Consider the following 21,213-nt stretch of genomic DNA (forward strand, 5'->3'; position numbering starts at 1 on the left):
TCCAGCCCTACATATGTGGTATAATTCATCTTGCCAGCCTCCTTAGCTTGTAGCTCTGTATTGGTCTCTATTGTACCAATATAACCTACGTATCGCTACTGTGGGGCTGGCCCTTCCATTATGTCTAAAATCCTTGAAACTGCGGCTTTCTTTTCTCGATAAAAGCTTCTATCCCCTCTTTTTGGTCAGCAGTGCCAAAACAAATACCAAAAAGTCCAGCCTCATAAGCACAGGCAGTTTCCAGATCAGTTTCGATTCCATAATTAATAGCAGCTTTGGCCAATTTAACAGCTATTGGCGCCTTGCTGGCTATCAATTTGCCTACTTCCTTGGCTTTCGCCAGCAAATCACCCGGAGGAACAACCATATTGACTAGACCCAACCTCGCAGCCTCTTCCGCATCGATCATGTTTCCCATCAGAATCAGTTCCATAGCTTTGGCTTTGCCAATAATACGCGCTAATCTCTGCGTGCCTCCGAAACCCGGGATAATCCCTAACCCGACTTCGGGTTGGCCAAACTTCGCTTTTTCTGACGCTATCCGGAAATCACACGCCATTACTAACTCGCAACCTCCTCCTAAAGCAAAGCCATTCACCGCAGCGATAACTGGCTTCGAAAATTTTTCTATGGCAGAGAAAGTCTCCTGTCCTAGACGGGCAAATCTATAAGCAACCTCCGGAGACATATTTTTCATTTCGGCTATATCCGCCCCAGCCACAAAGGCCTTCTCCCCAGCGCCCGTAATGATTACTGCTTTAACAGCCACATCGTTTTTAATTTCTTCAAAAACGGTTCTCAATTCCCTTAATACCTTGTAGTTCAGGGCATTCAAGGATTCGGGTCTGTTAATGGTAACAATGCCCAAACTCTCTTCTTTCTCCAAAATAACGTTGTGCATATGAAACTCCTCTCCTACCTCAATAAGATGCTTCCGAAACAGAATTTCTGAACCAGTTTCGGCACAATACTTTTTTTGTATTAAGGTCACCCCCTCCCTGTGGAGAATCTTATTAGTAACAGCATCAAATCTCAGTAAAGGAGGGTAACCAAACTTTGAGCCGTAAGGCTTTCGGTAATCACCTTGCCCTAAATGCAGCAGCCATATTCGCAAAAATGGTCATCAGCGTGGCCACAATGGCAACCTCTTATCAAAATTACCAATGTACCAACCCTAATTGTCGCCACCAGTTCCATCCTGACATGCCTCGAGCCAGGAAAAAGAACCTACTGTCCATTGCCCTTTATGTGGTGGACCTATGGAGCTCTACAAGATCAGAACCTCTTATACTCGCTTCCGTTGCTCCGGCAGGCATAATAATCTTCCCCTTGCCAACATAAACTCAATTTGCCTAACAGCATTACACAACAAGCGCAAAACCCAGTCTTGTCTTCTGGTCTCCTTGAAAAATATGGTCCTTTTTATTTCTACAAAATGCGTTACTCGAAACACACCCTTGCTATTGCCCTCTACTTTAGCGTTTATCTGACTCTCCCGGCATCTATCTTCAATTCAATAAATTAATAATGCAATTTTTATGCCAGGAAACAATATTAATAGATAACCAAAATTGATTTTATAAACTATTACATATTTGAAAAATGAGTAAGGGAATTTCTAAAGTGCTAACCTTGTTTTAGCTTTATAGTATTTCTTATATGTAATTATCATTTTATTAATGTAATGATTCCGGTGCAACAACTGCTTTGCTGTTCAAAAGAACCGCCACCTTTTTAGCGTGCAGGTGGATATAGCAGAAGGTTGTTTAGGGTTTTTGCACCGGAATCACATTATTCATTAATTTCATCTTGCGCCATAGGGTGGTAGTACTGATACCTAGCTTTTGTGCAGCTTCTTTCCTGCTCTTAGAAGTAGTAAGGGCCTCGCGTATTATATTTAACTCTGAACTGATCTTGATGTTTCGTAAAGCACTCACTTCCTGTTTACCCAAGAAGCCACTTAAGTACTCGGGCAAGTGCTCGGGCAGGATCAACCCGCCATTAGGTACCATGGCTACCGCCCTCTCAATGCAGTTCTTAAGTTCGCGCACGTTACCCGGCCAGGAATACCCTGCCAATATGCTGTATGTTTTCTCATGTAATTGTGGCTTCTGCTTACCCAAAGTTTGGCTGGACATTTCCAAAAAATAATCAATAAGCAAATAGAGATCGTCTTTACGCTCTCGTAAAGGAGGAATATGAATTTCAAATACATTTAGGCGGTAGTATAGATCCTGGCGAAATTTACCTTCACTTATGAGCGTGGGGATATCACAGTTTGTAGCTGATATAACGCGAACATTTACGGGGATAGGGCGTTTGCCGCCCAAACGCCAAACCTCCTTTTCTTGTAATACCCGCAACAGTCGTGATTGCAGGTCCAAGGGCATAGCACTAATTTCGTCCAAAAACAAGGTGCCGTGGTTTGCCTGCTCAAAAAGCCCCACTTCTCCTTGCTTAGATGCACCCGTAAATGCACCTCCTTCATAACCAAACAGGATACTCTCTACCAAGGAGGACGGAAGAGCACCGCAGTTGATAGCAATAAAGGGCATGTCCCTCCGCACACTATAGTTATGAATGGCATGGGCAAAAAGCTCCTTACCAGTACCGGTTTCACCAGAAATCAAAACGGCAGAATCTACTTCGGCCACATAGCGCGCCAGATTAATGGTTTCTACAAAGCGCCAATTTTTACCCACTAAGTCATCGAAGGTATATTTGGCCTTTCCTCTAGAATCAACATTAAACTTCTGCTCACGCAGGCGTCGTTGTTCTAAAATTCTATAGGAATTGTCAATTTCTATTCCTATTTCCTCGCTAACTGGTATCCGCAAAACCATCTTGCCTTCCACGTTAGGACCTTCTACGATTGCTGGCATATTGCGGTGCAGGCAATGAACCCTTTCCAGGCTAGTTTCGCCTATGGAGCTACGGTTGGCCGTCCCGTCATGAGCATAGCTTGCCACAATACGACCGCCACCATCAAATAAAGAACAATTCCCCCCAACCATACGAGCTATTAAAGGCAAAGCCGCCTCCAGTGCCTGGTGCAGCGACCTTTCTCTCCTGATACGGTCGATGTTGCTGCAGACCAAAACATAGTCACCCAAAGGCACAGCCCACACATTAACGTCTTCAACAATCTCGGACCTACCGGCACCTGGCCTCCTACTATTAGCTACTGCCGCCGCTAAGGGAAATATTTTCCCGCGCAACTCCTCTACTTCCTGACCCTTGCTGTCTACAACCCTCAATCGTCGCCCCTGAGAATCTGTAAGAGCTGCGTAGCCTCCGGTAAGTATGGCAATAATAGGTAGGGCTTCCAAAAGAATCTCCTTAAGCTCTTCCAGAGATAACGCTCCCTGCTTGGCAAGTTTATCCTCCTGGGTTATTGGTTCCATAGCCAACCTCCTAGCCCAGCTAAGCTCATTTAGCGAGAAGATTTTTTCTGTAATCACAACTTAAACTCTAAGATAAATATTAATTCTACTTCTAGAAACTCGATTCCTTTTTCAACTTTAATCTCCGCTAAATAAAGTAATGTGCTTAGGCAATCGGAGTAGCCTCCGGTATCACGTACCCTGTGCTTTATTGTGAATAGAAAAGCGAGGAGATAGATAACAATTTCATGGGAACCCTGTTTAACGTATACCAAGCAGGTAATTGGGTAGAGCTACGGTTAAGACAGGCAGGTAAGTGATCGCCAGCAAAATTACGACACTGATGGCTATGAAGGGCATTACCCCCCGGTAAAGCCTGGTCACCGGCACGCCTAAGGCTCCCTGAGCTACGAATAGATTAAACCCAAAAGGTGGTGTAAAGAGTCCAATGGCGAGGTTGATCACTATAACCAATCCAGCATGCAGAGGGTCTATCCCGGCCGCCACCAGGATGGGGAAAAGAAGCGGCATCAGAACCGTCATGGCCGAAACTGCGTCTACAAGCATACCGGCGATGAGTAAGATGATGTTTAATACCATCAGCAGGGCCCAGGGCGCCAGATGCTTCTCGGCAACATAGCTAGTTAGTTGCTGAGGCAGGCCGCTAACGGTCAGGAACCACGAGAGCACGTTGCTGGCTGCAAATACGATAAAAATTTGGGCAGTAATTAAGCCCGATTCCGCCGCCACCTCCCATACTTTCTTAAACCCGATCTCGCGGTAGACCAGCGTACTCACTAAAACCACATATACCGCTGCCACCACCGAAGCTTCGGTGGGCGTAAAGACGCCGCCGTAGATGCCGCCGATGATAATCACCGGAACCCCTAACGCCCATAGGGCCTCGCGCGTACTCTGCCACAGTCCTTTGGATTGAGTTTTCGGGGGCTCCACCCCTACTTTTTTGGCATACCAAATGTTATAGATGATATAGCTTACGCCCAGCAGAACGCCCGGGATAAAGCCCCCAATGAACAAAGCCCCAACAGACAGGTTAGTGAGAGAACCAAGCACGATCATGGGGATGCTGGGCGGGATAATTACGGATAGAGCTGCCGTAGAGCACAATAAGCCGATCGAAAATTCCTCCGCATACCCTTCCCGGACTAAAACCGGATTCATGATGCGGCCCACGGCGGCAATGGTGGCCGGCCCGGATCCGGAAATTGCTCCCATGAACATTGAGGCAACCGTTAAGGCCGCCGCCAGGCAGGCCCGCATCCAACCAAAAAGGGCAACCCCCCAGTCAATCAGGCGCCTGGCCAAGCCGCCCCGACCCATAATCTCGGCTGTAAAGACAAAAAAGGGTACCGCCATCAGGGAAAACTTCTGTAGACTCCCAAAAAGCACCTGATTCATAAGCAATAGTTGGGACCACTGCCCCACATAGAAAACCATGGCGACAAATGAGGCCATAAGAAAGCCTATATAAAGCGGAAATGCAAGCGCCAGGGCAATAAAGAAGACTGCGGTCATAGTTAGAACCATTAGTCCGTCCCCCTTTAGTACCGAAATGTAATCGGACTATAAACGGTAGTAATCAGAATCCTCTGCTTTCACTTCTTTTGCTTCCAACCCATGTTTCCAGACATGATACAGCCGTAACTTGCTGATAATAGCCATAGGCACAACCATGAGAAACCCTAAAGGCATGGCCAGGGAAACCACCCAAACCGGCCAATGCGCGGCAGGACTAATTTGTTTAGCAACCGCTACTTTTTTAACCAGGATAAATCCATAATAGGTGGAGAGGACAGCCACGAATACTTCGAAGACACCAATAAACAACTCCACTTTGGTAAAGAGCGCCCGGCTGAGGACGTTTTTGATGAGATCGATACGGATGTGATTGTTGCGAAACGTAAGCACGGGAATTCCCAGGAAAACCATCCAGACTAAGCCGAATAGAGTGATCTCTTCTGCCCATGGCCAGGCATAATGAAAGAAGTAACGCATTATCACATTGATAAACAGCAACAAAATCAAGGAGAGTACCAGCAACGCGCTAAGAAACCGCAGAATACTGCTTATCCATTTACCGAAACCGTCTCCTACCATTCTCAATCCTCCTACTACAGGATTATGTCTGCTTCTGTTTCCAAAGCCTTGGATTCGGTTTAAGCGTACCCAAATACCCTAAACCGAACCCTGTGGGCCGTTAAAGTTTAGTTATTTTTCCTTGGCCAGTTCATCCTGTATCTTCTCAAGGTAACTCTTGGCTTCGGGTAAGCGTTTTAACAAGGCGTCATAAGTTGGCTGGACGGACTTAACAAACGCCTTTTTTTGCTCGGGCGTAAGTTCAATTACTTGGTTTTTCCCGGCGGCCTTAATCTTGTCCAGGCGCTCCTGCATGCCGACACGTTCAATGTCCAAACGCTCCCGAGCCATAGCCTTAAATTCGTCCTTTAATACCTTCTGCAGATCGGCGGGAAGGGAATCAAACCACTGCTTATTTACTAAAATAACGTCGCACAACAAACCGTCATTTAATAACGTTAAATACTTTGCAGCCTCATTTAATTTAAAATCATAAATCTCGGTCAGAGTTAAGTTTGCCCCGTCAACTACTCCCTGCTGCAGCGAATTATATAGCTCACCCAGATCAGTAGGCACGGGACTGGCCCCCCAACCCCGATATTCATCCAAAACTACCTGGGCCGGCATAATCCGGAACTTGACTCCCTGGAAATTCTCGGGCTTGTCTGCCGGGAAACGCGCTATAACTACACGAAGCCACTGCGGCCAAAAAGCGAGGGCCTTAAAGCCTTTAGATTCGACCGAGGCCAGCAGCTCATCGCCAATAGGGGACTGGGTAACCTTAAAGGCCTGGTCAATGTCTTTAAATAAGAAGGGTAGATCGAGTACGTTGAATAGTTCGTGAAAAGCAAAGGTAAAAAGGGTCGGTGTAATTACACCCTGAACGGTGCCGGTCTGCGTTCCCTGTATCAATTGGGTATTATCTCCGAGCTGAGCAGCCGGGTAAACTTCAATCTTTAAACGGCCGTTAGTCTTCTGGCTCACCTGCTCAGCCAGCTTCAGCGCCGCCTTATGGCGGGAACCGGTCGGCGAAGTGACGTGTCCAATGCGCATAATATACTGGGACTGGGCCCCGCTCCCAACTTGTGGCTGCTCTTGTTTTGTCCCCATCGGGGGAGCCTCTTTTTGTTCCTTAGGGGTTGAGCTTCCACCACAAGACGCAAGGATCATTAAAACCATACCCACAATAAGGCAGATCAATATCTTTCCCGTCTTCATAAAATACCTTTACGCCTCCTTTATTATTTCTTTTTTAGAGCTGTCCTTCAAAAACGAATCTTTTCCTCAGGCAGCTTTGACCTATCTCTCTTAACTCTCTTTCTTCAAGTAGGGTACAATTCCTCCGGCGTCCACAATGCGAGCCATAAACTCCGGTAAGGGGATAAGCCTTAGTTTGGTATCTTTAGTTAAGTTTCTCAACTCCTTCCTGTCCCCACTCAATTCTACCTCATCTCCACTACTTATCAATTCATTGATGTTATCTTTGGTTTCTAAAACCAGGAGGCCTATGTTTAAGGCATTACGATAAAAAATACGGGCAAAAGACTCGGCTATTACACATTGAACACCTAAAGCTTTTAAGGCTACAGGGGCCTGTTCACGGCTAGAGCCGCAACCGAAATTACGACCGGCTAAAATAAAATCTCCCTTTTTGATTTTTTTAGCCAGTTCCGGGTCCAACCCCTCCAATGCATGAGAGGCCAATTCTGCCGGATCGGTTATATTTAAGTAACGCCCAGGCAGAATGACATCAGTATCAACAGCATCGGGCAATACCCATGCGTTGGCCACTTTTTTACTCCCCCTTTATTTAGTCGTTTAAATTTTAACTGTTGACTATGCAAAAAATTCACGCGGGTCAACAATTTGGCCTACTACTGCAGCAGCGGCCACGCTCGCTGGCGAGGCCAAGTAAACTTCAGAACCTTTGCCCATACGTCCCTTGAAATTACGGTTAGAACTGGCGATACAACGTTCGCCTTCAGCCATCAGGCCTTGGTGGCCGCCAAAGCACGGCCCACAACCTGGGTTGCAAATTACGGCCCCGGCTTCGGACAGGATTCTCAATGTTCCATCTTCCATAGCCCGGCGGTATACTTGAGCTGAGGCCGGCACTACTAAAAGACGCACGTGGGGATGAACCTTTCGGCCTTCCAAAACCTTAGCCGCAGCATGCAAGTCATCCAACCTGCCATTGGTACACGAGCCTAGAAAAGCCTGGTTGATAAGTAAACCGGCTACCTCTCGTAAAGGTTTTACGTTATCTACTTGGGTAGGACAGGCCACCTGCGGCTCAAGATCCGAAACATCTACTGCGACTGTTTCGCTATAGTACGCATCGGGATCAGCCTTGATTACTTCGAAGGGGTGTCTTGCCCTGGACCGCACGAACTCCAGTACCACCTCATTAGGCTCGATCATACCTGCCTTAGCGCCCATCTCGATAGCCATATTGCAGAGTGTCATGCGCTCAGAAATCGACATCTTTTCTACCGCCGGGCCAGCGAACTCAATGGATTTGTACGACGCTCCCTCAGCAGTCAACTTCCCGCATAAATAAAGAATCAGATCCTTCGCGAAAACGCCCCTCGGAAAACTACCGTCCACTATGATTTTTATGGATTCCGGCACCCGAAACCACAACTTACCAGTAACAAAAACCGCCGCCATTTCCGTGGAGCCGATACCGGTCCCAAAGGCTCCAAAAGCGCCATGGGTACAAGTATGGGAATCGGTGCCCACTACTACCGCTCCAGGATATACCCAGCCCTCTTCGGGCATAACCTGATGGCATACTCCAGCCTTAATATCTAGATTCTGGATACCCTGTTCTGTCGCGAATTCCCTCAATATTTTTTGCAGCCAGGCAGCACTCTCGGTGGGAGCTGGTATGGAATGATCAAAGAGAATAAGCACCCTATCCGGATCCCAAACTCTGGACCTACCTATTTCTCTAAAAGCCGCAACAACCGGGGCTCCGGTAGCATCATGAATCATAGCCGTATCGATCCTGGCTTCTACAATCTCGCCTGGCTCCGGTGAACTTGTCCCAGCGGCTTTAGCCAGGATCTTCTGGATCATGGTTAAACCCATATCTGTACTCCCTCCCATTTTTGGCATATGATTCCTGATCTTTTCGACAAACCCTAAGGCTCCCGGTCACATTTTAATCGACCGGAAGCCTCAGATGGAGGTCATAAGATAGACGAGCGCAATCTTAATCGCAATACACGATTACAGGCTCTTATGCAGAGCAGCGATGTATTCCTCTTCTGAAGCCCTCTCAAGATAGCTAATGGCTTTCTGCGGGCAGAGATACTGGCAGAAGCCGCAGCCTACACAACGGTCCGGATCGATAATTGATTTCCGGTTCTCTATACGTAGGGCATCGTAAAAACAAGCCTCTTCGCACCGTTTGCAGCCGTTACACTTATCCCGATCTACCACACCGTACTTGGCCTTAAACTTCACGGGGATGTCAGAAGAAGGACCAAGGGGTAAAGCCATACCGATGATATCCCTGGCATTATAACCCTTTCTGTCAAGGAACTCTTCCATGCCCTTGAGGATCTCTTTAACATAGCGGTAACCGTAAACCATGAGAGCCGTACAAGTCTCTACTACCGTAGCCCCTGCCATCATGAACTCGATAAAGTCCTCGGGTTCTACAGGCCCATTGCTCGCTAGGATAGGAATGTTGCATAGCTGCGCCGTGGCCGCTACCCAGCGCATGGAAAACTCCTTAGTGCCCGGCCCTGAAGTAGAGCAATAGGTGTAGCCAATAGCCTTACCAGTCTCAATATCAATACGCAGGGACAGGTTACGGCTGATGATAGTGGCGCCGTCCGCACCGGCCTCTTGCGCCACCTTAGCTATATAGGCCGGGTCCTCAGCCTCAGGAGTTAGCTTCACGAAAACAGGCAGCCCAGTAACTTCTTTTACAGCTTTTACAGCTTTAGCTACAGCTTCAGCATTCTTGCCAACAGAAGCTCCCACAGCACCAGATGAACCTGCCTGGTACTGGGTGGACACAACGCCTGGATGCGGGCAGCAACAGTTTAGCTCCAAAGCCTCTACCCCAGCTTCGGCATGCATCTTAGCCAGTTTTTTCCATTCATTTGCGTCCAATCCGCCTTCAATAGAGCCGATAATACGGCAGTCATACTCTTTGGCCAAGGGCATCTTCTCTTTAATAATTTTGACCCATACTTCAGGATCCTGATGCTGCAAATGATCGCGGTGGTAGAGGGCCCAACCCTTGGGGTGCGCAAAAATACGGTGCGGATCCAGCTCAAAATCCAAAAGATACTCCTCCATACGCGGATAGGTACGGAAGTAAGGGGTAGCGGTACAAGTCTTGGTTACAACACCTCCTAAACCTGATTTGATAGCCTTTTCCAGGGTAGTGCTGCTATGGGCTATAGGGCCGGAAGCAGCCACCACCGGGTTCTTAAACCTCAGTCCCGCGAGTTCGACGGATAGATCGGCCATTTAATATCCCCTTTCTCTGATAAATTGATGATGTTTAACGGCTACTTGTTAGTAACCTCGACTATACTGTTTATATTGGCCCATTGCTGATCGCGCAATGATTCAATATGGGCCACCTCCGCTTCCGATAGGCCGCGGAATCTTCCCTGCCCTTCCACGTATTCCCTAACAGGCTTGAAGTTACGTATCTTCAGAGTGATACGATATTTACCGTTCTCAATCTCATACAAAGGCCAAATACCGGTCTGTACAGCCAGACGGGCAAACTTGACAGTTTGGCTGGTGTCAAATCCCCAACCCGGCGGGCAAGGAGCCAGGACATGCAGGAATGACGGTCCTTTCACTCGGTAAGCTTTTTCTACCTTCTGCAGAAAGTCGTTCCAGTGGGAGATAGATGCCGTAGCCGCATACGGTATGCCATGAGCTGCTACTATGGCCATCATGTCCTTCTTAGACTTATCCTCACGATGACCCAGCTTGCCTCCTGGAGTAGTCGTAGTGGTAGCACCCCAGGGAGTGAGGCCACTTCGCTGTATACCGGTGTTCATATAGGCTTCGTTGTCGGTGCATATATAAATAAGTTCATCACCGCGCTCTACTGCCCCGCTCAAGGCCTGCAGGCCAATATCAGCCGTACCACCATCACCGGCTACAGCAACTACCTTCACATCATGCCGACCTTTGGCCTTTAAGGCTACTGAAACGCCTGAGGCCGTAGAGGCCGTGGCCGGGAAAGCCGTGGGCAAAAGCGGCACCCGTAAGGCTACTTGCGGGTAAAAACAGGTAACCCCCAGAACACAACCAGCCGGCTCTACAAAAATTACATTACGACCCAAAACCTTAAGGGCTTGACGAACTGCCAAAACCGAACCGCACCCCGCACAGCCGGCATGTCCAAAGAATAACTCTTCACTCGTCAGCTCAGCTAGCGTTGTCATACTACCACCTCACCCCCACAAACCTGACGTCTGATTGTTCTTGCTGATACATATGTTGTTCGCCCAAAAGATTCAGAAAAATACTTTCAATTTCTTCCACCCTGACATCGCGTCCCCCCAGGCCGCCTACATAGTTCAATACGCGGGGAGCCGGGTTGAGATTGCCGTAAAGGGCTGCCTTGACGTCAGTATACAGGGCACCAGCATAGCCGAAGGAGAGGTCGCGGTCAAAGACACCAACCGCCTTTGCCCCTTGCAGCGCTTGGCAGATGTCTGTTACCGGGAAGGGACGGTAAGCACGTATGCGCACCAAAGCCACTTTCTTTCCTCGATAGTTAAGGTCATCGACTACTTCTTTGATGGTACCACAAAGACTGCCCATGGCCACCACTACCACTTCGGCATCTTCGGGGCCATACTTTTCGATCAGCCCCGGCCAGTAGCGGCCAATGGTGCGCCCATAATCTTCGGCCACCTCCTTAATGATACCAAGCGCCCGCTGCATTGCTTGTTCCTGCAAGACACGGAACTCCATATAAAGGGCTGGTGGCGTACCAAAGGAAAAGGTCAGTGGGTTATTTGCATCCAATACAAACTCAGGGTTGTAGGGCGGCAGAAAGGCATCGATCGCTTTGGCTTCAGGAACATCTACTACTTCCTCGGTATGTGTAAGAACAAAGGCGTCCATACACACCATAACTGGGGTAAGGATCTCAGGGTTCTCAGCGATTTTATAGGCTTGGATAATGGTATCCAGGGCTTCCTGGCTGTTCTCCACATAGAGTTGAATCCATCCCGTATCCCGTGCCTGGATAGTATCCTGATGGTCCAGCCATATGGTCCAGGGTCCGCTGAGAGCACGGTTACCTACAACCATAACCACCGGTACTCGTACCCCAGAAACGTAATTCAGCATCTCTTGCATGTAGGCCAATCCCTGGGAAGAAGTGGCAGTAAAAGCCCGTGCCCCTGCAGCGCTGGCCCCATAACAGGCTGCCATAGCTGTATGTTCGCTCTCAACTTTGATGTACTGAGCGTCTAGTTCCCCATTAGCAATAAAATCTGCAATCTTTTCTACAATCACTGTCTGTGGTGTAATGGGGTAGGCAGCTACTACTCCGGGCTTGACCAAACGGACAGCATGAGCCACAGCGGTATTGCCGTTAAGATACATTTTCATTTTTCGTCACCCATTTCCCTCAGCATAGTAATAGCTCCATGGCTGCATTCCTCGCTACAAATCCCACATCCCTTGCAGTAGTCATAGTTTATCATTACCGTCTTAGCTCCTTTTTCAATAGTCCCATCGGGACAATAAATCCAACATTGCAAACAGTTGTTGCACTTCTCAGGGTCGATAACCGGCCGCATAGTGCGCCAGCCACCTGTTTTTACCAGAACTGTACCGCCAGGGACAACCGGAATCTTAGGAAACCCAGTTATTCTTGCCGACATTAGGTTCATTGGGCCTTCCTCCCCTCAGACAACGCTCTATACGCCTCTTGAGCAGCCTCCACGTTTCTTTTTACCAATCTTTCCGGTAAAGTATTCTCTATGGCTTTGACTATTGAATCGATTTTGACTAAACCTGAAACCGCACACAGTGCACCAAGAATACTGGTATTGACGATATTTACCTTAAGTGTCTTAAGAGCTATACCGGTGGCATCTATGGTTACAACTTTGGCATTGGGGCCTGCTTGAAGGCCCATTTCTTCAGCCGGCATTACTGTGTTAACTAACACAAGACCGTCAGATGCCAAACCTTCAACTACATTTGTGGTGATCAACAGGCTGTCATCTAATACAACGACGACGTTGGGCTTGTAAACCTGGGTCCGTAAACGGATGGGTTTATCATCAATCCGGGTAAAGGCCATGACCGGAGCTCCACGGCGCTCAGTACCGAAAGCTGGGAAAGAGAGCGCATACTTCCCCTCGTACAAAGCGACCGCTTTACCCAGGATAGTAGCAGCCATAACCGCACCCTGGCCACCCCGCCCGTGAAACCTTATTTCTAGCACTTTAGTACCCCCTAAAGAACCTCTTGGCTTAAGCCTTAGAGGCGTCAAATCTCTGTTGCAAAATAGCCATAACCTTTTCGACTAATTCATTCTCATCCTCAACTGCTAGGCCTTCAACCATATGCCCTTTAATAACTACTGCCGGTGTGCCTGACGGTCTCTCTAGGCACGCCACCGGACAGCCGTTAACCAGAATTAAGACCTCCACAGTTTCTTCCTGCCAGGAGGACATTATGTGCCACCCTCTAGTAGGAAGAATGTCTTGTAGGAGCTTGTAAATCCGACCACGGTCAACCTCGGCCTTACATCCTACACATAACCGGATCTTGACTTTCCTCAGAGCCCTCAACCCTTATTCCTTTATGCCAGCCAGGACTTTAGCCCTCTCTTTCATCCACCCGGCCCGCTGCCTTAAAGTTACGCGCAGCATAACCCTTTGCGTTTCCGGAGGACCGCCGCCTAGGATAGATTCGGCTGGAATAACCGAGGACTGGCCCATAAGATACTCAATCAGACGGCTAATGCGGATACGGTTCTCAGTTGATATGCCGGCTTTGCCGCGGAAGTACTTATTAATGTATTCGCGAATTTCACCGTTCTCCCAGTCTTTTTGGGTAGGTATAGTGCATAAAAGACCACCACCGATATCCATAGCTAGGTTGGCGTTTTCCGCCACGGCACGTCCACCTTGAAGTTTAGCTGCATTGGTCAGGCTGACGTCTGGCATATAACCGCCTGAAGGTGTGGCGTAACCTAATCTGGCTGCCCCAATAGCACAGCCGTAACTCAGTTCGGAATTCTGGAACATGGTGACTAACTTCTCCCAGATATGGCTTGCTTTAGTTAGGCCAATATACTCAACTGCTAGCATACAGGCCCCTAACAAGATATCACAATGTCCCGCCTTGCAACCACAAAAGGCCAAACGGTGCATCCTGGCAAAATATTCCACCATTTCAGTGCTAAAATCGGCTTCCTGGTACATAAACACCCGTTCCCAGGGGATAAACACGTCATTAAATATTACCAAAGAGGCTCCATGTACACCGTAGGTAGCATTACCAAAGTCCATCTCTCCGGCTCCGGGCAAAAGTCGCCGCACAGTGCCGGCCGGGCTCTCGTAAATATGAATGATACCCGGGGTATCTGCAGGCACGGCAAAGGCTATAGCATATTGCTTACCTTCGGGTCTGATAGTTTCGGTAGGCAGAACCAGATGCTCATCAGCCACTAACGCTCCCGATTGATGAGCCTTCGCCCCACGCACTACAATTCCGTCTTTTCTTTCTTGCACTACATGAAGGTAGGAATCTGGATCCTCCTGTTCTTCGGGCCTCAGGCTACGATCAGCTTTTGAGTCTGTAACCATGCCCGAGACGGCCAGGTCTTTCTCTTGCATTTCTGCTAGCCACTTACAGAACCGTTCATGGTAGTTGGTGCCGTACTTTTTATCTATATCATAAGTTGTAATATAAGCTGCATGGATAGCGTCCTGGCCCACACACCTAGCCCCCACACAGGCTCCATGCTGAGGGGTCAGCATCTTTAACAATTGTACACGGCTTACTAGGTCGTCCTGGCTCTTATGCACAGTAAGGAAACGATTCACTGGCCCCTTAACTAAGTCAGAATCCTTCACCAACCAATTCTCAAACTCTGGGTCAAAGGCTTTCTCAAATGTTAGGGCCACTGACTCTATTACTGGCCGTACACAGGGATGGTCAACATAATTAGTAACTTTTTCACCATGGATATAAACTTCACGATTTTGGTTACGTAAACCTTTTATATATTCCTCAGCAGTACGCAAGGCCATCCCCAATATCTCTCCTTTCTTACGGATGAATTTCCAATTAATTTCTATTAATTATTATTCGATAGGCAAGGTTTCTAACATAATTAAACCTTAGATTGCCATCTATGAAAAACGTAGTCAACTAGTATACTCTTACCTTAAGAGATTCATCCTCGCCACTCATGAGTCCAGCCTTGGTCTTAACCTCCCACTCGTACATTTTCCTGACCACTTCTAGAACCTCATCAAGCCGCTCTAATGGAATAACCGCCACGCCATCATCATCGGCCACAATAATATCGCCGGGTTTAACCGACACATTGCCACAAACAATGGGCTCATTGATGCTGATAGTCTTAAGCCGCTTGACGCAGGATATCGGACTGATCCGCTTGCTCCACGTGGGCATATTGTATTGCCTGATCTCGGCTATATCACGGACAGCCCCGTCCACGATAACGCCAGCAACACCAAACCTTTTGGCCTTGAGGGTCACCAGCCCCCCCCAGTTACCGTAATTGGTATCATTGGCATCGATTACTATGATGTCGCCAGGTTGGCATTGCTCCATCACCGTGCCCAACTGAACCTTTTCAGGAGAAGGCAAAACGGGTCGCTCGGCGGTGGTAACGGCGGGCCCGACTATTCTCACACCATCGATGATGGGTCTCATGCCGATCATTACCCCGTTGATGCCAAGTTCATCAAAAGCATCTGACCACATGGTTACGTCATACTTACGCATCTCTTCAATAAGTTCCTTACTGGGTCTCTTCATTTTCATATTACCTCCCTGAAAAATTTAGATTTGATTTGTTAAAAAATCACTATCTTACTTAATCTATTCAATGCAATTTTTATGCCAGGCAACAACACTTAATAGATAACCAAAATTGAATTTAAAAATTATTTCATAATTGAAATATGAGTAAGGGGATTTCAAGAGTGCTAACCTTCTTCTGGCTTTATAGTATTTCTTATATGTAATTATCGTTTCATTAATGCAATTAATTTAATTATAGTTCTTCGCTATTTCGTGCGGGCGGAACAAAATTATTTTGCGACCGCCCTTGATATAGAGCCTCGCACCAGTGTTTCTAAGTGGCAGGAAGGCAAGCCAACTTTGCTTGCTGCCCTTTACAAAATCAAGATAACACGGGCATTCTCCATGTCAACGGCCTTCGCTTCGCCCCGGTAAACGACCGCAATTATAAGATATAAAACAAATGTTTGTCCACATGAAATAGCGAGTAATCCTTAAGCAGATCATACAGGTGGTAACCAGGTTGTTTATCAGGCGAGGTAAGCCTTTGGTGATGGCGTAGATGGTCTCAAAGGCTGCCGGGGTAAAGATATCCTCGTGCAGGCCGTCCTTTTGCAACCGGCTCAAGCAATAGTCCTTTAGTTCCTCGGGTTTAAGGCCCTGGAGGAAATATTTGACCGTTAGGCGCTGCCTTAAAGGGTTATTGACATTAAGGGAGAGCCTGGAGCGGAAGAGGGTCTGGCCGGCCAGGATAAGGATAAAGGGGTTCTGGGAGTCCATTTGGAAGTTAAAGAGGAGGCGCAGGTCCTCCAGGATCTTGTTGGCAGCGAGATGGATTTCATCCAGGACAATAACCGGGATAATGTGACGGTCGGCGTATAGGCTTGTGATAGCCGCTTGGATCTGGTGGAAGATATAGACTTTTTTATGATTGGGTTCTTCACCTAAACTCAAAGCCAGCCCCTGGTAAAACTCCAGCACTGTAACGGTTGAGAGGGCGAAATAGCAGGCTTTATACTGGGCCGGATTAAGCTCGCTTAAAAATTTTCTGAGGGCGGTGGTTTTACCGCAGCCCACTTCACCCGTAATCAGGCCTATACCCCGCACCTGCTGCAGGTACTTCAGGCGGGAGGCGAGTTCCATCAGGTCCTGGCTTAAGAATAACCTGGTCGAAGGGTATTTCTTTGGTGAAGGGGTTAAATTTAAGGCCGAAGAACTGGGTAAACATCACTCTTCACCTCCGCCGGAGGGCAAGGCTCCTCTTGAGCGGCAAGGATATCGGCAAAAGAGATGGCCGGTGCCGGAAGGGCCTTGTCCGTCTACTGGGCAGAGCTTCCTCCCCCTGGACTGGAGCTTGGTCCTTATGGGCCGGGCGGCCGCGTCCTTTTCTTTTCAGGCCGGCATTGGCAGAGAAGTCAACCTGTCTGGCCTCACCGATTTTAAGGCCGTCCCGGTATAAGAGGACCGGCCGGGCCAGATTTGCTAACCATTCCGGCTCATACCTTACCTCTAAGCGGGTATTGGCAAATTGCTGTTCCGTTTCATAGAGGATGTTCTCCAGGGAGAAGGTGGCGTCATGGTTAACCTTGCGCATGACCCGTAAGAGAAAATACTCATCCATAAGCGCCGGGTCCGGTAAGATACGCACCCGATCGGCCTGGGACAGGAAAAAGTCCAGAGGGCTTAAACCCAGAGAGCTATGGATTTTCCACTGGTAGTCTTCCTCCAGCCACTGTCAAAAAGCGAGGTTCAACTCCTCAAGGAAATTAATTTTATCCAGGTCCAGGCGGCTTAAGAAACGCAATCTTACTGTACGGAAGAAACGCTCAATCTTTCCCCTGGCATAAGGGGTAAAGGGTTCCGCATGAAGCAAAAAACAGCCCAAACTGGCACAAACAACCGGCAGCTGGCCCGAACGGTAGACCTCACCGTTGTCGGTGTAGATCATTTTCGGTACGCTGCGCTTCAAAATGGCCTCTTTTAAGGCCGCCTGCACCGCAATATAGTTCTGCTTCCAGAAGAACTAGGCGTGGGTGATCAGGCTCGAGGCGTCGTCGATAAAGGCGATGAGGTAGGTCTGCCTTTTACGCCGGCCCGCTTCAAGGTAAGGGCCGTACATGATATCCCCTTGCCAGAGCTCATTCACTCACTGGTGAGAAAAGCATTTAATCTCCTTTTCTTTCTGGCCGGCTTCGGCAGGAGAGGCTGGACAGGGATACTGGGTCAGATAACGGTAAAAGGTGGCCAGGGAAACCTTATCAGGTGTAAACACCCCTTTGACCAGCTCATCATAGAGCATAATACCGTTAAGGCGGGGCTTTTCCGTCCTTTTGGCCTCGATTTTCAGGACCATCTCCTCGGTTATCCGCCGGCTTTTCCCCCGGTCGGAACGGTAACCGGGTTTAGCCCCTCCACGCCATGGAGGCGGTAGAGGTATAATCACCATTCAAAACTCTTCGGGGAGTACTGCTTCAGACCCTAGTGGGGCATCAGGACGGGCTTGGCCGCCAGATTCTTAAAGTACTCCTTGTGGCTTTGCGCCTGGCCGTTTAACACAGGGGCAATCAAAGAAAACTTCTTTATGGCAATCTCTTCCCTATCTTGAGTTGAGAGCATAAAAACTCAAGCCTCCTTTGTGCCCGGATGTTAGATTTAAGGAGGCCATAAGCGCTTACAGCCTTTAGGCGCCCTCAGCTGCATAATAACATTCCTAAGTGCCAGTCCCCAGACAAAAGGTTTATTGCTGATATTTTTCACCTCCAGGGATACCAGAAGGGCTCCGCTTTATGCTAAAATATTGTGCAAAGGAGCCAAAAAAGAGTACCCCAGTCTCGTAAAACCTGGCGCCAAAGATCTGGATGTGGGCAAATCCAGTGGCCATGAGGCGGAGTACCTTTTAGGCTTCCTTCTCTTTTAGCCAACTTCGTCTCTGGCAGTTGGACACAGGGCAGAAGCTGGTGCAGGCCCAGTTTGATGGCCTGTAAGTTGGCCAGAAAGCGGCGCAGATAAAACTGCAGGTGAGAGATATCCCAGTAGAGCTGCCGGCAGCGCTCTTTTAGGAACTTAAGGCAGCCCTACAGGGAGAAATTGAACTCCAGCACCAGCTTAAGGCCGGTAAAGATTAAATTCACGGTGTACTGGAAGTAGGGCAGGCAAAAGGAAGGCAGGTAGGAAATGGTAGTATGGCAGTATTGGCAGTAGAACGCCTGATTAAAATACGGCTGCTAAAATTGTCGTTAATAGCGTTACGGGCGAAAAACCCATGTTTTTGTCGCGGTACCTTTAGCCGGCAATGGGGGCAATAATCAGGCTCAGGGAAAGGAAAATCCTTACCCTGGCGGCAGTATTCTTCAGGCGATACGGTGGTGTAGAATATCAGCTGCATGGCAATTCCTCCCAACCAATATTCTACCTCATTCGCCCTGAAGCGGCACTCCTTTCAACAGACGGACAAACGGGCTAAGCTTCACCTATGTTTAAATACCGGCGTAAAGTGAAATGGGTTTCTCATATTCTCCTAGTATTAACTTCAGTTCACATTGTTCAATTTGCGAATATGGATCAATTTTGTGATGAATGAATGTGAGGACCTACCATTGATATTAGGCAGGTTAAACATACACATATCGTGTATATAATTTGACCAACACTCTCACAAACAGGTAGTCCGTTGCTAATATCAACCTCTACCCGTACACTCTGTCCCTCCAGGCCCACAAGGACGACGGAATTGACAATGGCTAGCATAGTAAACCCCCTGGTGATTTTCTATCCAACATTTGCTATTCGCCACCAGAACGGAAGTTCCTGCTAAGGTAGTGAAAAAGACTAATCATTTATACTGGGCGGTACTTATATGGCCATGAACCCGGTGGATCTCCTTCTCTGACTCACCGAAGGGTGCATACCAATCATACAACAAAATGTTCGCTATCAACTTCAATAAGTTTTGGTTCCTCGTTAAAACAAATAAACAAATATAACCAAGTAACCCTGGAAAATATTATAACATAAATCTGGAAAGCAATGGGAACCTTTTCGTAATTACCGCCGTCTAAATAAATAAAGCCCGTAAAGTTAAAACAAACGGGTTAACAGGGAGGCGCCACAAATGACTTCTTTCCGGCGTAAACTATGGTTTTTGCCAATGCTGCTGGTACTATTCTTAATCCTGATCCCGGCGGCGGCCACGGCGGCCATACCGGACCCCGGCTACAAGTCTGCCGACGGCACTGCCGTTGACATCCAGTTTCTCCTGGATCACGGCCTGACCATGGCCCAGATAAAAGCCCTGGACTACTACGCGCCTGTCGTGGAGATGCTCCTGAAGACAGGCCAGATCAATAAAGACCAGGTCCGTACTCTGGTCGAAGGACTCCTGGCCCACCGCCCGGCCGAAGCAGAACCTCTAAAGGAAGGCCCTGCGCCCTTCCCGCCGCCTTCTCCCCGGTCCGCTGCTGGCGAACCCTCTACCGGCCCGTTAAAATTTGTCATCAACAACTCGCTGCTTGAGCCCGACGTAACACCCCGGATCATCGACGGCCGGGTCATGGTGCCGGCCCGCTGGCTGGCCGAAGCCCTGGGAGCCAGGGTGGAGTGGGAGGAAGCCACTCGGACCATTAAAATCGACGACCCGGAAAGTGACTCCCTGCACCGCCAGCTAACCCTCCTGGAAAAAGCCCTGACCCCAGAAAGCCCCGGGGAAGCCGTGCAGAGTTGGGCCGCAGGGGTCAAGAACCGCAACGGCGCCTGGCAATACGCCCTTTTAGCACCGGCCTTGAAAGAAAAGTGCCGTCCTGATTATGAAAGGATGGGGTGGGTAACGGGTGTATCCAGCCCCTGGATAGAAAAATATACCATTCTTGAGCAGAAAGAAGAACCGGAAGGAAGCTGGCGATTTACCGTCCAGTTCGACCTGATGACCTCCACCGGGCCGGCTGGATCTTATATAAACCATGTTACGGTGCAGCACCAGGATGGAAGCTGGTATATTACCGGCATTGACAGCACCTGGGACCAGTGGCAGCTCAAAGTCCAGCTCCAGAAACAGGTAGAAGATCTGATAGCCAGGCAGTACCAGCATTACCGCGTGCTGGACACAAAGATTGACCTGCAATCCTTTTACCAGTCCGGCTTCCAGGCGGAAGCCGTATACCTGGTCCGGGTCAGCCACCTGCTGGGCGTAGACACCCCGGCGGAATGGCCGCCGCAGAAGGGCCGTCTCCACTACCTGGAAGAAAACCGCGCCCGCCTCACCCCGGAAGCGCTGCGAAAGATAGAAAGGCAAATTGCTTTCTGGCAGCAAGAATTGCAGGAGTATATCACTGAGCCCCAGGAAGCCAATGAATTCTTAAAGGTGACGGTCCGGTTCGACAGCCGGGGCCGGCTGCAAAAGGATTCTGTGCAATTTTTTATTGAAGACGCCGTTGGGCAGTATATCCCCCAGGATATGAACCTGCCTTACTTTAAGTCAGAAGCGGAGTTGATCCAGCAGGGGTATGAGGAGATGCGGCAGCTGGCAGCAGGGGCCGGGTAGTCCTGGCCTTCAGGGATAAAGTGAGCTATAGTTAAGCCCGCTTGGTTTTAAATGGGGAAACAAGATGCTTCCTGCTCGCCTGAAGGGTATCCTGGCGCCCATGGTGATGCTTCTGCTCATCGCCCTTAGTGGGTGTGGGGGCGGGTTAGCAAGTGATGTAAAAGTCCTCGAAGAAGCTGTTGCCAG

23 protein-coding genes are annotated in these 21,213 nt (G+C 48.7%); 1 reads left to right on the forward strand and 22 read right to left on the reverse strand.

Features of this window, described 5'->3' with window-relative positions:
- Nucleotides 1-124: 124 nt before the first annotated feature.
- The 22 genes from MOST_RS01600 to MOST_RS17560 form a co-directional block, all read right to left on the reverse strand.
- Nucleotides 125-901, reverse strand: a complete 777-nt coding sequence (locus MOST_RS01600; RefSeq protein ID WP_054936098.1) for an enoyl-CoA hydratase-related protein — start codon at nucleotides 899-901, stop codon at nucleotides 125-127.
- A gap of 865 nt (nucleotides 902-1,766) precedes the next feature.
- Nucleotides 1,767-3,404, reverse strand: coding sequence for a sigma-54 interaction domain-containing protein (locus MOST_RS01610; protein WP_054936100.1), 1,638 nt, complete (start codon nucleotides 3,402-3,404; stop codon nucleotides 1,767-1,769).
- A 240-nt stretch (nucleotides 3,405-3,644) separates the two neighbouring features.
- Nucleotides 3,645-4,931 carry a TRAP transporter large permease gene (locus MOST_RS01615; RefSeq protein WP_054936101.1) on the reverse strand — a complete coding sequence of 429 codons (1,287 nt, stop codon included), beginning with the start codon at nucleotides 4,929-4,931 and terminating at the stop codon, nucleotides 3,645-3,647.
- Nucleotides 4,932-4,967: 36 nt separating this feature from the next.
- Entirely contained in the window at nucleotides 4,968-5,501 is a 534-nt protein-coding gene (locus tag MOST_RS01620; RefSeq protein WP_054936102.1) for a TRAP transporter small permease, read from the reverse strand.
- Between the two features lie 111 nt (nucleotides 5,502-5,612).
- Nucleotides 5,613-6,590, reverse strand: coding sequence for a TRAP transporter substrate-binding protein (locus MOST_RS01625; protein ID WP_054936103.1), 978 nt, complete (start codon nucleotides 6,588-6,590; stop codon nucleotides 5,613-5,615).
- 198 nt (nucleotides 6,591-6,788) lie between these two features.
- Entirely contained in the window at nucleotides 6,789-7,271 is a 483-nt protein-coding gene (locus MOST_RS01630) for a 3-isopropylmalate dehydratase small subunit (protein ID WP_054936104.1), read from the reverse strand.
- Nucleotides 7,272-7,316: 45 nt separating this feature from the next.
- On the reverse strand, nucleotides 7,317-8,573 hold the full coding sequence (locus MOST_RS01635; protein WP_054936105.1) for a 3-isopropylmalate dehydratase large subunit: 1,257 nt from the start codon (nucleotides 8,571-8,573) through the stop codon (nucleotides 7,317-7,319).
- Between the two features lie 141 nt (nucleotides 8,574-8,714).
- Nucleotides 8,715-9,971 carry a 4Fe-4S binding protein gene (locus MOST_RS01640; protein ID WP_054936106.1) on the reverse strand — a complete coding sequence of 419 codons (1,257 nt, stop codon included), beginning with the start codon at nucleotides 9,969-9,971 and terminating at the stop codon, nucleotides 8,715-8,717.
- Between the two features lie 41 nt (nucleotides 9,972-10,012).
- A complete protein-coding gene (locus MOST_RS01645; RefSeq protein WP_054936107.1) occupies nucleotides 10,013-10,909 on the reverse strand; it encodes a thiamine pyrophosphate-dependent enzyme in 897 nt (298 codons plus the stop codon).
- Nucleotide 10,910: 1 nt separating this feature from the next.
- Nucleotides 10,911-12,089, reverse strand: coding sequence for a pyruvate ferredoxin oxidoreductase (porA, locus tag MOST_RS01650; protein WP_054936108.1), 1,179 nt, complete (start codon nucleotides 12,087-12,089; stop codon nucleotides 10,911-10,913).
- Nucleotides 12,086-12,373 carry a 4Fe-4S binding protein gene (locus MOST_RS01655; RefSeq protein WP_054936109.1) on the reverse strand — a complete coding sequence of 96 codons (288 nt, stop codon included), beginning with the start codon at nucleotides 12,371-12,373 and terminating at the stop codon, nucleotides 12,086-12,088. Before MOST_RS01655 ends, porA begins: the two co-directional genes overlap by 4 nt.
- Nucleotides 12,370-12,933, reverse strand: a complete 564-nt coding sequence (locus MOST_RS01660; protein ID WP_054936110.1) for a pyruvate ferredoxin oxidoreductase subunit gamma — start codon at nucleotides 12,931-12,933, stop codon at nucleotides 12,370-12,372. Before MOST_RS01660 ends, MOST_RS01655 begins: the two co-directional genes overlap by 4 nt.
- Before the next feature lie 28 nt (nucleotides 12,934-12,961).
- Nucleotides 12,962-13,282, reverse strand: coding sequence for a hypothetical protein (locus MOST_RS18660; protein ID WP_181950107.1), 321 nt, complete (start codon nucleotides 13,280-13,282; stop codon nucleotides 12,962-12,964).
- Between the two features lie 3 nt (nucleotides 13,283-13,285).
- Nucleotides 13,286-14,749: a 4-hydroxyphenylacetate 3-hydroxylase N-terminal domain-containing protein gene (locus tag MOST_RS01670; protein ID WP_054936112.1), complete on the reverse strand. Its 1,464-nt coding sequence runs from the start codon at nucleotides 14,747-14,749 to the stop codon at nucleotides 13,286-13,288.
- A gap of 121 nt (nucleotides 14,750-14,870) precedes the next feature.
- Nucleotides 14,871-15,506 carry an RraA family protein gene (locus tag MOST_RS01675; RefSeq protein WP_054936113.1) on the reverse strand — a complete coding sequence of 212 codons (636 nt, stop codon included), beginning with the start codon at nucleotides 15,504-15,506 and terminating at the stop codon, nucleotides 14,871-14,873.
- A 393-nt stretch (nucleotides 15,507-15,899) separates the two neighbouring features.
- A complete protein-coding gene (locus tag MOST_RS01680) occupies nucleotides 15,900-16,634 on the reverse strand; it encodes an ExeA family protein (protein WP_244266985.1) in 735 nt (244 codons plus the stop codon).
- Nucleotides 16,635-16,725: 91 nt separating this feature from the next.
- The gene (locus tag MOST_RS17540) at nucleotides 16,726-17,139 is read right to left on the reverse strand and encodes a Mu transposase C-terminal domain-containing protein (protein ID WP_208974812.1); all 414 of its coding nucleotides are present in this window, start codon (nucleotides 17,137-17,139) and stop codon (nucleotides 16,726-16,728) included.
- 87 nt (nucleotides 17,140-17,226) lie between these two features.
- Nucleotides 17,227-17,460, reverse strand: coding sequence for a TnsB C-terminal domain-containing protein (locus MOST_RS17545; RefSeq protein ID WP_208974813.1), 234 nt, complete (start codon nucleotides 17,458-17,460; stop codon nucleotides 17,227-17,229).
- Between the two features lie 54 nt (nucleotides 17,461-17,514).
- Nucleotides 17,515-17,637, reverse strand: coding sequence for a hypothetical protein (locus MOST_RS18115; RefSeq protein ID WP_277995682.1), 123 nt, complete (start codon nucleotides 17,635-17,637; stop codon nucleotides 17,515-17,517).
- Nucleotides 17,638-17,937, reverse strand: a complete 300-nt coding sequence (locus MOST_RS17550; RefSeq protein ID WP_208974814.1) for a helix-turn-helix domain-containing protein — start codon at nucleotides 17,935-17,937, stop codon at nucleotides 17,638-17,640. It abuts the gene before it with no gap.
- Nucleotides 17,938-17,969: 32 nt separating this feature from the next.
- Nucleotides 17,970-18,107, reverse strand: coding sequence for a hypothetical protein (locus tag MOST_RS17555; protein WP_208974815.1), 138 nt, complete (start codon nucleotides 18,105-18,107; stop codon nucleotides 17,970-17,972).
- A gap of 511 nt (nucleotides 18,108-18,618) precedes the next feature.
- Nucleotides 18,619-18,876: a hypothetical protein gene (locus MOST_RS17560; protein ID WP_208974816.1), complete on the reverse strand. Its 258-nt coding sequence runs from the start codon at nucleotides 18,874-18,876 to the stop codon at nucleotides 18,619-18,621.
- 726 nt (nucleotides 18,877-19,602) lie between these two features.
- On the opposite strand from MOST_RS17560, the gene MOST_RS01700 reads away from it, so the two are divergent.
- The gene (locus tag MOST_RS01700; RefSeq protein WP_054936114.1) at nucleotides 19,603-21,027 is read left to right on the forward strand and encodes a copper amine oxidase N-terminal domain-containing protein; all 1,425 of its coding nucleotides are present in this window, start codon (nucleotides 19,603-19,605) and stop codon (nucleotides 21,025-21,027) included.
- The last annotated feature ends 186 nt before the right edge of the window (nucleotides 21,028-21,213 follow it).

The organism is Neomoorella stamsii (assembly GCF_002995805.1).
GTDB lineage: Bacteria > Bacillota > DSM-521 > Neomoorellales > Neomoorellaceae > Neomoorella > Neomoorella stamsii.